Annotated in this window: 6 protein-coding genes; 3 read left to right on the plus strand and 3 right to left on the minus strand. The window is 56.1% G+C overall.

Annotation, left to right across the window (positions count from 1 at the left end):
* Positions 1–88: 88 nt before the first annotated feature.
* On the minus strand, positions 89–982 hold the full coding sequence (gene aepX, locus P0R31_RS05035) for a phosphoenolpyruvate mutase (protein ID WP_275513330.1): 894 nt from the start codon (positions 980–982) through the stop codon (positions 89–91).
* 3,145 nt (positions 983–4,127) lie between these two features.
* On the opposite strand from aepX, the gene nolL reads away from it, so the two are divergent.
* The 3 genes from nolL to P0R31_RS05050 all read left to right on the plus strand — a co-directional run bounded on the left by nolL (position 4,128) and on the right by P0R31_RS05050 (position 8,604).
* On the plus strand, positions 4,128–5,252 hold the full coding sequence (gene nolL, locus P0R31_RS05040) for a nodulation factor fucose acetyltransferase NolL (RefSeq protein WP_275513100.1): 1,125 nt from the start codon (positions 4,128–4,130) through the stop codon (positions 5,250–5,252).
* Between the two features lie 862 nt (positions 5,253–6,114).
* Entirely contained in the window at positions 6,115–7,410 is a 1,296-nt protein-coding gene (locus tag P0R31_RS05045) for a glycoside hydrolase family 28 protein (protein ID WP_275513101.1), read from the plus strand.
* Between the two features lie 201 nt (positions 7,411–7,611).
* A complete protein-coding gene (locus P0R31_RS05050; RefSeq protein ID WP_275513102.1) occupies positions 7,612–8,604 on the plus strand; it encodes a pectinesterase family protein in 993 nt (330 codons plus the stop codon).
* Between the two features lie 716 nt (positions 8,605–9,320).
* On the opposite strand, the gene P0R31_RS05055 is transcribed toward P0R31_RS05050, so the two are convergent.
* Complete coding sequence (locus tag P0R31_RS05055) at positions 9,321–10,811, minus strand: carbohydrate porin (RefSeq protein WP_275513103.1); 1,491 nt, start codon at positions 10,809–10,811, stop codon at positions 9,321–9,323.
* A 1,373-nt stretch (positions 10,812–12,184) separates the two neighbouring features.
* A complete protein-coding gene (gene hemN / locus P0R31_RS05060; RefSeq protein ID WP_275513104.1) occupies positions 12,185–13,516 on the minus strand; it encodes an oxygen-independent coproporphyrinogen III oxidase in 1,332 nt (443 codons plus the stop codon).
* Positions 13,517–14,414: the final 898 nt, after the last annotated feature.

Consider the following 14,414-nt stretch of genomic DNA (forward strand, 5'->3'; position numbering starts at 1 on the left):
ACATGTCAGGCAATGACCGACATTTGGGATCGCAGTAGGACCTTGCCAATTAAAAGGAAGTCAGGGACGTAAAGGCCTCGAAAATGAATCATGATCCTGTTTCGACGAGGCCCTGTTTGCGGTTCAACATTGGGCCGCAGTATTCCGCTTCCGCACGTGCGAGTTCGTCGTATTCGAACAATTCGAAGACTTCCTCGAGTGTGGCAATATTTGGTTCAATGCTCGCGGTGCTTTCCTCAGCCATAATGCGACGGCAGACTTCACGCATTGCCGCCATTGCCGCTCGCATGGTGTGGTTGGCCCAAATGACCGTGGAGACGCGAGCTTCACGGTATATAGAGATCGGTGTTCGGTAGTATTTCGTTGGAACGATCACGACCGGCAATCTGTTCTGCCAAGCGCGAGTGAACGAAAGGATTTCGTCCGCGGTGCTCCTTCGCGAATGAATGATGATCGCATCCGCTCCCGCGTCGGCATAGGCGTGAGCGCGCGAAAGTGCTTCGTCCATCCCATGCCCGGCGATCAACGCCTCGGTCCTTGCCACGAGCACCAAGTCGTCCGCGGCTGTATCCTTCACTGCCCGAAGGCGGCCAGAGAACTCGTCGATATCGGCGAGCGGATGCCGATCCCCAACAAACGAGTTCAGCTTTGGAAAACAACTGTCCTCGATCGCGACCCCGGCAGCTCCACGCTGACGGAGCTTGCGGGTCACCAGACGCGCATTGTTGAAGTTACCGAAGCCGCTATCTCCGTCAACGAGCACTGGCAATTCGCTAGAGTCCACGATCCGCTCGACCACGTCTACGATTTGGCTCCATGACGCTTCGTTGGCGTCGCGATAGCCCAGGGAGCAGGCAATGGACAGGCCCGATGCCCAGAGGCCTGTGAAGCGTGCGCGTTTAGCGATCGCGGCAGAGAGACCATCATGCGCTTCCATGAGAAACGATAGCTCTCTGCTGTCGCAGATTTCAGCACGCAAGATCTCAGCAAGAGAGGAGCGGGTAGATTGATGAATGGCGTCGGCGAGGACGCCTGAGGATTGATCTTGCATGCCGATTCCTTGGGATGACGGAGCGCCTTGTGTCGACGGACGATTTCATCAGTCGATACGTGACATGCTGCGTCGTCTAGATCAATTGCGAGGGTTGGTAGTTGACTTGCCTTGGACATATTTCGTCCCGGAGTGCCTCAGGAAAGTTGGCTGCGCTCGAGCATCGTTGGGAGGGCTCAACTCGATAAGCACCGACGGTGGATGCGGCGATAGAGCACATGCATAATCGATATGCATTCGGTTGCGCGCGCCGCGACGATGGCATGCCGACATGAGCGCTGTCTCGCTGTCGACTAGAAGCGAGCTATTCAGCAAACTATTGTTGTGGCGGCTGATATGCTCTCGGTCTCCATACAGACTCGCGACATATGACGGTCGCAACGGTCCGCATGAATGTCAGCACCCACCACAAGGCAACTACTGAGTCGAAAGATGGTACTTGATGTACCTCGACGCGTCGACGGATTGGGCCGATCAGACGGCAGCGTCATGCATCATGGTTTGCTCCTCTGGGTGGTAAGCTCGCGCGCACCCTTCAAAATCGCCAGCTCTGCGAGCCGGGCTGAGGCGATCTTGACCCATGAACTGAAATTGGCGGCACGCGACGCCCGCTAAGGGGCGACGTGAGGCGCTGGCGGTCACGCGCCGCCAATTTCACTGGCCAGCCTTACTGCCCTGATTGCAAAACTGACCAGCCCACTCCCGCTACAGTGAGAGAGCGAGCGTGGTGCTGAACTGTATCTTCGAAGCAGCCTGCGGAGTACCCACCAGAACTGGTTGTTAATCGACACTTGGATGCGAGGCCGGATGACAGCTCCGAGAAGCCACTGACGCAATTCGTCCAGAACGAATTGGACCGGTATCGCTCAAGGCATGCGTCTTGCCCGCAACGGCATAGATGTGCGCACTTGCTGGATTCGCGACTTTTACCCGTAAAATGATCATCGCTGAGGAGGCAATCTATGATCCACGCTCACCCAATGATCGGCTGTTGCTCAGTATGAAGCCACCATGAGAAAGTTGGAGTTGTCGATCTTCCGAGAACGGTCCGTCGAAGGCGGGCGGCCGAAAGCCGCGACGGGGCGAACTCCACTGATCGTCTCCGTCGGCTGCGTGAAGACGGATGACGACCATATCCAGAAGGGTTCTGGTCGACGCGTCCAGGACGGCTTCTTGTTCGTCTTGTGCAAATTAGCGGAGCTGCAGCATTCCAGCAAGGCGCTGCTTTGATGCCAGTGATCGTACAAGGTCGCGGTAAACGCCCGATCGGATGAACGTCACCCGCCTGTCACTGCGCGACAGGCTGACGTGCGGTGCGTGCGCTGGCTGTTACTCGCTTTTGGCTCAATATGCACGCGTTGATGGACGCCCTCCTTGTGACTGTTGCTGAACGTGCCGATCTCGGACGTGCAGCGACTTCATGGTGCGCTCGGCGATCCGACTTCCTGCTTGGGCCGAACGCATGGCAGCGCCGTCGTCGACTTGCGCCTTTCATGATTAGATCCGAAGGTGAACGCCGGAGTCTCCGCCCGCTGAAGCTAACGTGCGATCACCGTTCGCGGCGGCCAGCGCCACCTTCTTGAAAATCGGTGTGTGGTTCCGACGCGCTCTCCCGCTCATCTTCTCCCCAAAGTCGGATGTCAAGCATGCTCTCCGTCAGGTAGAACCCCGCTGATCGGGCTGTTCAGATTTGTGGCCGGCTCTGTTTAAACCATTTCCTCGGTAGTCCAATGTAGTAGCCGCGCCTGCGAAGCTCTGGCTCGGACCTGTTGAGCGTTTCGCAAATGGATTTCACAGACGCGCCTGCATCAACAAGCTCGCGCAGCAGGTCGTCCTCTCGTTTGGTCCAGCGAGAGGAGTGAGGAATCAAGTTCAAGCGAACTCCTTCTTTAGATTTGTAGTATTCTCGAGAACAGTTATCCTCCGGCCAGGCACTGGGGGGCCTCAGCCGTGCTAACCGCGTTGACAAGCGTTGTCTGCGATCTACGCTTTTGAGCTCTGGAAGTCACAGTGCAGTCTCAACTCGGATGGCGAGATTCGCGGCTCCCTCGTCCCTGATATGTGTGCCGGTTTGATTGACTCGCTGGGGCCGTGCGGCGATGGGAACGCACGTATCGTTGGGCCGCATCAGATTGGCGAGCAACGATTTGGGCCACAAGACAGCGCCGCGTTGGCCCTGATCGCGGCCACAATCGCATTTAGATCAGCCGACCGAGCCGGGAACGCCCATGGCTGAAAGCAGCTCGCCGACTCAACGATCTCGCCGTCAGCGCCTTCGATCCGCTTATGGGAAATAGCCAGTCTTCGTAGAGGCCAGCATGAGCCGCGCAATCCTCGCAATATCTTGTCCTGGCGGCGCTCAGGATCGCCAAGATGCTGTGGGAGTTGGGCTTCGGAAACGATGCTCGCGGGGAAGCAACAGCCGGTCCATGCCATTAACGGAAGTCCCAAAGCTGCTCCTCGCCTGTCCTGGTTATCGTCGACCAGAAAAAGAATACCAGGGGAGCGGTTCCGTGGATAGCTATACGTTGGCATAGCTGAAGCTCCGGCAGGTCTTCTGCCAAAGAGATTTTGAGCCGCTAGGAATCAGCCGCAGAAAGCCAGTTAGACGGACACTCGACTTGTTAACTGATACAATGAACTCCCGCGGTGAATGGCTCAAAGGCTTTCGCGGGCACGACAGTCGCTACTCCGCGCACCAGTGCTCGAAGCTCGCAGTTCTCCCCTCGAGGTCTTCAGAGTCTCGACCAGGTCCGTCGGAACGTCGCCTGAGGCCGCGCTGTCGGCGTCGGTCTTCTGGATCCAGTCGTGCTCGGACCTGACCTCCGGTGAAAACTTGTTTGTGGTTTTGCTTGTCATGGCTCCATTCTCGCAGGACCGAGCCTCTGACAGACCCAGGGCGGTTCGAAGCCGGATAAGTGATCGGACCGAGAAGCGAACCGTCCTGTATTGACGAAGAACCCCGACGTAGCTAGCACTTGCGCATTTTCGCCCGTACTAAGATCGCGCAATCACCTTGCGCAAGAACCGGACAGTCCGCCGACAGCGCAGGCGCACAACCGTATGTTGAGGCTTTATGTTCTGTTACGCCGCACGATCGACCAGGCAGCGCTCGCAGTCAGCCGAAGCAGACAGCCGAGACCTGAAGTTCGATTTTGCCAAGGGCATGCTCATCATCTTGGTGATTAGCGGACATCTAACACAGTACGTCATCTACGGAGATAACGGCTATTGGTATTCGCCGTATTTCAAGTCGATCTACATGTTTCATATGCCGCTCTTTATGGCGATAAGCGGATATCTATCGTCGAAAGCTCTCCTGCGAAAATCGCTCGCGCGCAGCGTCAGCGAGCGTGCGATGCAATTGTTGTTGCCAACGCTTTTTTGGTGCACGTTGATGGAGACTGCTAAGTTGGCCGCCCTCAAGTTGGCCGGAGCCTCGTCTTTGAACAGCGTAACTGGCGGGCTGTCGGACTTTGCCATGGATCTCACCGGCTCATATTGGTTCATATGGGCAACATTTGCTTCCTTCCTTGCTATCAGGCTTCTTCTGGCGGTTTGCGGTCGCTCATCGACGTGGGTCATATGCGTTTCAGCAATCGTGGTTGCACTGGTGCCCGTGACATTTTCGATAGTGCCTTTGCTAAGATACACTTATCCGTTCTTCTGCCTAGGATTCTTGTTCGCTCAATCGAGCGAATGGCGGACGCACATAATCTCACGTCACAAACTTCTCTTGAAGTTCTCACTCGCTGCAATTACTTGCGCGTGCTATCTTAGCTGGGGCAAAGAGACTTATGTCTACAACAATCTTGTTCTAATTCACGATACAGCGTCCGCTAAGCAAGTATTTCTCATGTTTCTCGGCTCTGCAGCGGCTTCTGCAATCGTGATGGAATTAGTGCTGCAGTTCTGGAGCTTTGGCTGTCCAAATCGAGTGGCTCGCTTTGTTGCCGTTGAGCTTGGCCAGGGCACGCTGCTTCTTTATCTGATCCAGGGAGCCGTTTTTCGTCTTATGGATTTGATCCCGTTAGGAGAGCCATGGGATTTGTCGATCAGAGTCGCCGTCGCCGGCATGCTCGGAATGGGGATTGTTGTGATCGCCACGACAATTCGGCGGATTGTGCAGGACCTTGGATGGGTGTCCTGGATTGTTCTCGGGGCGCCGCCTCGCTCGCGTTGCTCAAAGCTCAATCACTAACCAACTGAGCCCTCTAAGCCTCGTCATTGCAAATGAACAAGTCTCTATGCGAAGCCGCACGCGGAGTGGAGCAAACGCTATCATCGCCGATTAGACATTCCATTCCTGTCTCGCGAAAGAGCTTCCATCAAAACTTGCCCACCTGCACTTGGCCGGCACTTGCTGGTGCGAGGCTAGCGAACTGATCATTCACCGGCATCTGTCGATTCCTGACGGGAGGCGTCACATTTGGCGGTCATTTCATCGCATCCTCGTGCTGAGTCACCCACATGAGGGTCCGCTTCGGTAATCTTACGGCCGCTCATAGAGATGGCCCACGAGCCGGCCAGATCACGAAAGTGCTCGCCATCGCGCTTAAAGCGCTGCGTTTTATGTGGTCCTTCGGGCGCCAAGCCGGCACAGCCCAACACCGCTGAGCAGCAGCAACTCATTCGGTGATGCCAGTCCTCTCGTTGCAGGGTCCTAATTGATTGCGGTTCTCTGTCAGCTTCGGCGCTTTGGCATCGATCGCGCTATTAAAGTTTGAGTCGGAGAATGCGGACAGGGGGTGTCCGGATCGGCGTTGAACGTCGAGGCGGGGCACAGAGTTTTATGGGGCTGTCGGGATTTTGATCGAACACGTACGTGAGCGATGAAGCGTTTGATTCGGTCATGACCTTGAAGTATACGCCAGCCGACCGTGCCGAAGGAAGATTCATCGTTATTCCCGGGTACGAAGTGCTGTTGCCGTTCGCAACGCCAACGGCTTTGCGGTCTTATAAATGTCATCTTGCGCAAGCCAGTAGGCGACGGCCGATCTGGCCAAATTTCAGCTCGATACAAAGTAGCGTCAAAGATGCGCGCAGTAGGCACGAGATAGTCGATGATAGGGCGTTTTCGCGATTGGACACTGTTGTCCATAATTGGCTCCGTGGCGCTTTGTCCGTCCGCCCAAGCGCAAGACCGCCGCATTGTCGCCGAACCCGTTGCGCCTCGTACTGTCTGCGATCGTCCGGTGGCGTCGGGGAAAAACGATACGGCCAACTTACAAGACGCCATCGACCATTGCCCCGTCGGCGAAGCGGTCTATTTGACACGTGGCGACTTCCTGTCGGGGCCACTCGAGATGAAATCAGGCGTGACTTTATGGGTCGGACGCGGTGCCACGCTAATCGCGATCGCTGAACCAACGGCTTATGACAAGGGTTGGGGGCATTGTGGTCGTATCGCTGGCAAAGGCGACGGTTGCCGGCCGTTCATTAGCTTTTCCAAAACGCGGGGCGGCGGCATCTATGGCGCGGGCACTATCGATGGCCAGGGCGGCGCGCCTATGGCGGGCAGCGACCAATCTTGGTGGCAGCTGGCACGTCGCGCACAGGCTGAGGGAGGCAATCAGAACGCGCCGCGTTTGATCCAGATCGACCATGCGCAGGACGTTACCCTGTACGGTGTGACCTTGCGCAATGCGCCAAATTTCCATGTGGCGATGAACCAAGTCCAGGGAGCCACCTTTTGGGGCCTCACCATCGATGCACCAGCCGACGCCCGCAACACAGATGGAATTGATCCGGGGGCTAGCCAGGACGTCACCATCGCCCACTGCGTGATCCGGACTGGAGACGACAATGTCGCGATGAAGGCGGGCGACAATGGTTCTACCCGCAATATCTCCATTATCGATAACTATTTTGGCTGGGGACATGGGCTATCGATTGGCAGCGAGGTGAACTCCGGTGTCAGCGACATCCTGGTCCGCGGCCTTACCCTGGACGGCACCACTTCAGGCCTGCGCATCAAGAGCGATGTCAGCCGAGGCGGTCTGGTGGAGCGGGTGACCTATGAGGATGTTTGTCTGCGCAATAACCGATGGCCGATCATCTTTGACACAAAATACGATTCCCGCGCGCGGGGTGATCGCATTCCACTCTATCGCCAAATCGTTCTGCGTCATGTCCGCGGCAACACGGGGATGCTGCTGATGCGCGGGCTCGACCGGTCGCATGCTCTCGAGATTACTCTGGACGATGTGCGATTTGCCGATTCCGCGACCTGGTACATTGAGAATGCAAATGTGACGGTAGGACCGTCCGGGGTGTCGCCGCCGCTACCCCATGGTCGAGCCGAGGCTCCTTTGCCCGGCGGACGGGAGAGGTGTGCAAAAGCATTCCCCACCCGGTAGAGAGCAATTAGAACACAGTGGTACCGAGCACTATCTCGAAACTTCCGGAACCATGCGCATAGAAGCCCGAACTCGGCAGCACTGAAACTGAAACTGCTGCGCAGCAGGTCGACGGGGTTGCACGCTTGGTCGCTGCAGATCACGACGAGTCCGCGTAATCAGCTGCGCGTTCCATCACGTCGAAACTGCTTTGATGAAAATATGACCACGATGAAAGCTTACGTGTTTTCAGCTGCCGTAATGGCTGCGTGTTTCGGTCTTCCGAAAACACTCGCTCAGCCCTTATTGGTCTCACAATCGAACGATATGGCCTATCACTCCGTACAGGCAGCCATAGATGCACTACCCGCGCAAGGCGGCGGTATTCTGATTGCGCCGGGCATCTATCGGGAGAAAGTCAAGATCGTCAAACCTGGTGTTCATATCAAGGGCACCGGCAAGAGGCCCGATGATACGGTCGTCGTCTATGGCGACGGCGCGCTCTATGTGGGGGGAACATCTCGTTCCGCGACGTTGGAAGCGTCCGGAGACGATTTCCGGCTCGACAATCTAACGATTCAAAACGATTACTCGCTAGATCCGGCTCATCCGCCTTCGCAGGCTGTGGCACTGTCCATTACTGGAGACAGGGACGTTGTCACTCGAGTCCGCCTCCTTGGCGCACAGGACACACTGTTCGCCAATAAGGGGCCGAACGGCCGCTTGTCGCGACAATACTTCGCGGACTGCTACATTGAGGGACATGTCGATTTCATATTTGGCAATGCCAAAGCCTATTTCCGGCAATGTGAGTTGCATGGCATCGTTCATCAAACGGTTGTGTATACAGCACAAGGAAAAGCAGCGCCGGACGAGGACAGCGCCTTTGTGTTCGATCATTGCACTTTGACTGCCGATCCTGGAATAGGCGAAATTGCTCTTGGCCGTGCTTGGCGTTCCTTCGCTACAGTAGTTTTCTTGTCATCCAAGATGGATGCGCCGGTGATCGCGGAAGGGTGGCGCGAATGGAGCCCGGGCAAGACCGACACGCTGAGGACAGCCTACTATGCTGAGCACAAATCCACTGGGCGGGGAGCCGATTCCGCGCGGCGCGAGCCTTACTCCCATCAACTGTCCGACAGTGAGACCAGGCAGTGGTCACTGAAAATGTTCTTCGGAGACACGAGCTGGCTGCCGCATAGACATCAAAACTAATGAGAGCATTCGTGAAACGAAGATTGTGCCATCAAATGCGCTGTTCTTGATGATAATGGCTGCAAGGTAGATGATCGCGCCGGCTTTGATCGGACCCAATCTGTTACATCTCGGCGCAAATGTGAACTGCTGGAATCGAGCTCTGCTTGGCAACGATGAAAAAAGATCCAGCACTTGGTCCGCGAGCGGGAAGTTTGCAGATCACACGCATGTCTGTCCACGTTCGACCGCAGTGCTGGACGTGGTGTGCGCGACCCGCAAACGCGACAACCCGCTGTCGCCTAGGCTAATACGAAGAGGCGGCAGCGTTCTGACCGCGGGGCACTTTATTCGTGGACGAGAATACGGCCTTGGACGTGGGGTCTGCAAAGGCGCTCGTCGCTCGTACCCTCCACGCTGTGCACTGCCATTTAGATGCGGTAACTCCTGGGTTGCGCGCGGTATCTCACCCAGCAGGTTCTACACAGCACCCTCATTCCCTTGTCCCGCATGCGGAAGATCCATCTAGCCGCCGGATATCCCATGCTAGCCGGTTTGTATCGGCCACGGTCGCCGCATGCATGGCGAGCGGCTATGTTCCCGCACATCACGACATGAAGTTCGCCGATAGATACCGCGAATTGATTTAGGTCCTCGCCCTCTCTGCACTGGCGGGCGAACCTGCGCTCAATCATCCGCAGCGACGATCTATATCAAATCAGGTCGGCCCGTAGGGCTTAGAAAAATATGGACGTAGACACCAGTAAATTCAAAGCATGGTCTGTCTCCCGCGTGTGTGTGACGCTTGTTGGCTTGTTGATGTATGTTAGTCCCAGGCTTGCATAAACCCCAGGTGCCAGATGCGCGGTGTAGGTTCCCGAGATCGCTGTAGTATCGTGGTGCGCGAGATGTCCCTTCACCAGGGCAGCGTCTACCGCAAAGTTACTCCAGACTGCGTTAGTGGCAACGATAGCAATTTGGTCACTGGGCCGGCTATCGAACAAGCCTTTCGCATAAAGACGAAGCTCGTAATACTGACTGATTCTGTTCAAGTCAGGCGGCGCGTACATCACAGAGAAGCCGGCATAGACTCCACGAGATGCCGAGCCCTTAACGTCAGACTGCCAGAGTTGCCTGTCGGCAGCAACGTAGTAGACGCTGTTCTCATTAGCTCGCGGATAATTCGGATAAGCCAAGTTCGTAAAGCTGCTCGTGTTGAAACCGATGCCGGCTCGCAACCAAGTCTCGGGTGTGCCCGGAGCAGCTTTGTTCTTGTAGCCGGCCTCATCGAGCCAAAGGATGCGTGCGTTAGTCGTATCCCAATTTAGGCCGGTCGGGTTCTCGGTGATCTGCGCATACTGACCGTCTGGACTGAGCGAGCGCTGGATCGAGACCCGATTATACAGGTGATCATCAAAATTGTACTTTAGGTTAAGCGCTGGCGTGGGCGCAGCATTGTTGCTCATGCCTGCCTGATATAAGATGTTTGATGAGGGGCCCAAAACGCTTGCTGCTGCACTGCCGCCGACCACAGTCCCCGCGAACTCATTTTGATTTCTAAGGTAACCCATTTTGAGTTCGAGCTTACCGCCGAAAAGCGTCTGGTAGTAGGCAAGGATGTTGATTCCTAGCCTGTCCGGCCCGCCGGCTTCCCATGACCAGTATTGCTGCTCGGCTCCGACGATGATCTGACCATCGGGCACTCCAAAGCGGCTCAAATCGTATGTCACGATCATGAAATTCACAGTCCCAAATGTCGGATTCTGTCCCATATAGAGTTGATTAGCGACTCTGGTTCTGCTCGCATTTGGCAATTGATTGTTTATGAGGCTATTTACTGTTCCTCCCACATAACCAATCCCAACCTCTGCCAAGGCCGATCTAACGCCGCCTTTGTCTTGATCTATCGTATCGACAGGACCTGGTATAATGAGCCACATGCCTTTTTCACGAAGAGTTTCGAACTTTGCGAAGGGGGCCGCCTTTTTTTGAGTTCTCTTCCTAGCAACCTCATTCGGCTTGTCGCGCGTTGCTAGAGGCAAAGTGCTAGAAATCGTTGAGCTATCGTTGAAGCGCGGTGCTCGCGAAGCGACTTCTTGATGTATCCTCCTTCTGGTAAGCTCATTTAGGATGTCGTTTCCCTTAGGCACGTCGAGAGTTTGTGCCGACGCCGAATCCGGGATGAGGATCTTCGCGAGGAAGAGTGCGATTGGAAGCTCTCGTCTCATCGAACGTTGACGAAAGCTCGAAGCGAGGGCCGCAGTCGGCTGTGATCGAACCGACATCGCCACAGCAGTGCACGCCGGCATAGTGAACTCCGCATCTGTACCGCTGACCTCTGGATTGCGCTCCAGCCTGATAGGTCTAGAGTCAATCTGTCGTTTCGGCGTGTGTGAGGGGGCGGCGCGCCGCTGAGCGAAATGACTGATCCCCGCGAGGCACTTAGCTTGCTGGGCATCGGCCGAGCCGACCTAAAACGCGTCGGCGACCTGCGTGCCGTTCTCTTCTTTGCGGTCCTCGTTTCCTCAAGATGATGGCGGCGGGCGCTCCTTGCTATCTTCGCTACCAATACGCCGCGATGGACCCCATTCCCTTCCGCCATTCGAGCGAGGATTTCGGCTATGCCGAGCATCCTGGCCAGAGAAGGGCACTGGTTCGAGAAGGTGGTAACCTTCCCAAAAGAAGGGCACCTGTTCGAGAGGCTGGCAACCTTCAAAAAAATGCCATCGCCACGTATCTTGATCTGCTTTAGGCGTCTGCGGCGATTTCGTGGTTGGAGACCAAGCCCGAAACCAGCGACATTTAAGGCCCGCAACATCTGACAATTGGATGTCTGGCGATCGTGCCAGAACAAAAGCCATGGCCTTCCATGAGCAAGTCGAGATCGCACTTCGAGCGGATTTGATAGCGCTAAGTGCGGAGTTGGCAAATCCATGAGATCCGCTGGTGCGGCAAGATCTATATTGCATGTTGACTCCTCGACGTACGGTCCGCGCAACGTTTGTTTGGCATCCTGCCATTTGTCAGTCGCCGCCACCAATCGCCAAGGTAGGTAGTTGACTGGTTCGCGACGGCTATCTGCGGAGATCAAGCTATTGGGAGGCTCCACTAGGTCAGAGGAATGTTAGTGATATTACGATCACTCGATACAATCGCGGTGCGTGCTGCTGCTGCCCAGCTCCTCGGCGGTTGCATCTCCGCCCGGGCAACCCAATGATCTCAGGACGACAAATTTAATAGCGTTCGCGGCGCCTCAAAGTGCTAGAGGCAGACAGCTGCGGCTTAAGCTGTGCATCGGTTTCGCAAACCGAACCCTCTATCATTACTCTGAAAACTGTAGAGGTGGCGCTCGGCCCGCAACGTGACGCTCGGTCGGTATAAGGGGCACCACTGCCGCAGCCGCGTCCGCGGAAACTCTCGCCAATTTGCTGCCATAGAGCCTCAGCCTCAAGGAAACCAGGCACGCTGACGAGCGCAGGGGGGCGGCTCATGTCGGGCTGCCGCGTTTGACGGTCTTAAGCCAAAGCCCAGCGGAAAGAGTTGATCGAGGTCGCTGCAACTGTGAGCGGCTTTCTGAATTCGCCGTTCACGATCGGCTGTGCTAATACGGTGAGCGGTCAAGATAAGCGTCGAACGCGGCGGCAACAGCGCGCAATACATAACGATGCTCTCGCTTTACGCGGATTGTTCCGTGGTGGATGTCCACTATTCCGTCTTCGGCGAGCATCGGCAAGCGTCCAGCGGAACTAAGAAAAGGAACTGGATCAAATCCGTGGGCAGTGCAAATTGCCGAAACATCTACCTCCAAATAGCACATCAGGCGCTCAATTACTGCCGCTCGCAGGCGGTCTTCGTCGCTGAGACAATAACCCTTCGAGGTCGGCAGACGGCCGGCGCTGATATGGTCGCTGTAGACGCTCGTTGCGAGTTCGTTCTGGACGTAACCGTCACTGAGACGTCCGATGGCCGATGTGCCAAGACCAATCACGGTTCTACAGGTGTCAGCCGAGTAGCCCAAGGAATTGCGCCGCAAGCGACCAGCTTTCTGCGCCAGCGCGAGCTCGTCGTCCGGCAAGGCGAAGTGGTCGAGCCCGATTTGCAGGTAGCCTGCGGCGACCAGAGTATCGGCCATAGCCGAAGCCTGTTCAGCGCGAGCAGCATCGTCCGGCAGCGCCATCTCATCAAGCATGCGCTGACGCTTCATATACGAAGGAACGTGTGAGTAGCCGAAAACCGCAAGCCTGTTGGGGCGCATGGCCACCGCGGTCATAGCGCTCTGAACGCAGGACTGCACCGTCTGGTTCGGAAGGCCGAAGATGAGGTCGAAGTTGATGCGGCTTATTCCATGCTGGCGAAGGGTTTCAACAGCCCTGGTCGTCTGCGCCTCAGTCTGGGTTCGATTGATCGACCTTTGAACAACTGGATCGAAGCTTTGCACTCCGATGCTCGCGCGGTTGAATCCGGCTGCTCCTAAGGCTTCGGCCATTCGGATCGTGAACGTGCGTGGGTCGATTTCGATAGCGAGCGTCGCCGCTTTCTTGAACGCGAAGCAGCCGCGCAAGTGTGTCATCAGGGCCAGGAACTGCGCTGGCTCGATAAGGGTCGGCGTGCCGCCGCCGAAGTGTACGTCGCTCACAGGCATTGCTTGCGGCGTCTTTTTTGCAACTAAGTCGATCTCCTTGCGCAGCACCTCCAAGTAACCGAGAATAGGGGCGTCCCGCCGGGTGAGCGCTGTAGTGAAGCCGCAATACCAGCAGATCGATCGGCAGAACGGAATGTGAAGATAGAGCGAAACGGACTCGTCCGGCAGCCGGCTCAGCCATTTTTCACAAGTGTTCGCGCCGACTGTCTCCGAGAATTCAGGTACAGTTGGATATATGGTGTACCAAGGCAGCCGGCCATCGCAATACTTTTTCAGGAGTGAAGTCTGCAACGTTGCAGTCCCATGGTGCTGTAAGACTCATCTTAGTCGCGGCGCTCGCCAGCATCTTTGCGCTATGTCAATCGAACCGGCTTCAGCCCTGAGTTCCTTCGGCAGCGTGAGCGCAATCGGGCGGGAGAGAGCGAATGACTATTGAAACTAGTGGCGGGCGCACGAGCCGAGTCTTCGATGTCCGACTGGCAATCACGAGGGCTGTCTCACGGATTTGGTCGCCGGTCGCTGATGGCAGAAGCTCGACAGCGCGATCCGCAAAACTGACGGAGAAGGATGCAGGCATTTCTTTCTGAAGCCTGAAGCGCTGCGCGAGGAACGAGAGCACGTTGCCAACGTATGAGAGCTAGAGGACAACGTGGCCCATAGGTTGGCGGCCAGTAAATCAAGCTCAATCGATGAAAGCGAAGAACGCTCAGGAAGTTGCGGGAGTGATTGATATTCCAGACGGGGGTCAACGCTGTTCTGCATCGCGAACGCAAATCCCTCGCAGCCTCCGCCGCATCTGGCTGCCCCATGAAGGGCCAAGCGCATCATACAACCTGACGCAACGTTCGATTCAAGCCTCCTTGGTGCTGCGCGTGAAATACGTCAATGATAGTCCGATGAAGTGATGAGCCTCAATTCCGCCACGCTACTTGTTTCATTCTCGAGAGCGTCATCACGGATGTACTGATGATGTTGGGGTGGACCCGGCGCACTTTTTAACCCCCCGGTCGAGTGCGTCGGGGCGCCTTGGTCGGATGTCAGATCATGGACATTCAAACAATGATTGTCACTTGGGACACTCTCATGTGACGCCAGCCGGTGATCAAGCTGCACATCTTGCACAGAGCTCGGGTGTGCTTGCGTCTTGACGGCTTCTTCTTGCAACGAAACGGTCGCGCCTTGATTGGCT

This window comes from Bradyrhizobium yuanmingense, from assembly GCF_029167105.1.
Classification (GTDB): domain Bacteria; phylum Pseudomonadota; class Alphaproteobacteria; order Rhizobiales; family Xanthobacteraceae; genus Bradyrhizobium; species Bradyrhizobium yuanmingense_A.

What these genes read in the sequence shown, in the direction of transcription:
- P0R31_RS05050 (WP_275513102.1), top strand. Translation starts at nt 7,612, where the DNA reads ATGACCACGATGAAAGCTTACGTGTTTTCAGCTGCCGTAATGGCTGCG.
- P0R31_RS05045 (WP_275513101.1), top strand. Translation starts at nt 6,115, where the DNA reads ATGATAGGGCGTTTTCGCGATTGGACACTGTTGTCCATAATTGGCTCC.
- P0R31_RS05055 (WP_275513103.1), bottom strand. Translation starts at nt 10,811, where the DNA reads ATGAGACGAGAGCTTCCAATCGCACTCTTCCTCGCGAAGATCCTCATC.
- nolL (WP_275513100.1), top strand. Translation starts at nt 4,128, where the DNA reads ATGTTCTGTTACGCCGCACGATCGACCAGGCAGCGCTCGCAGTCAGCC.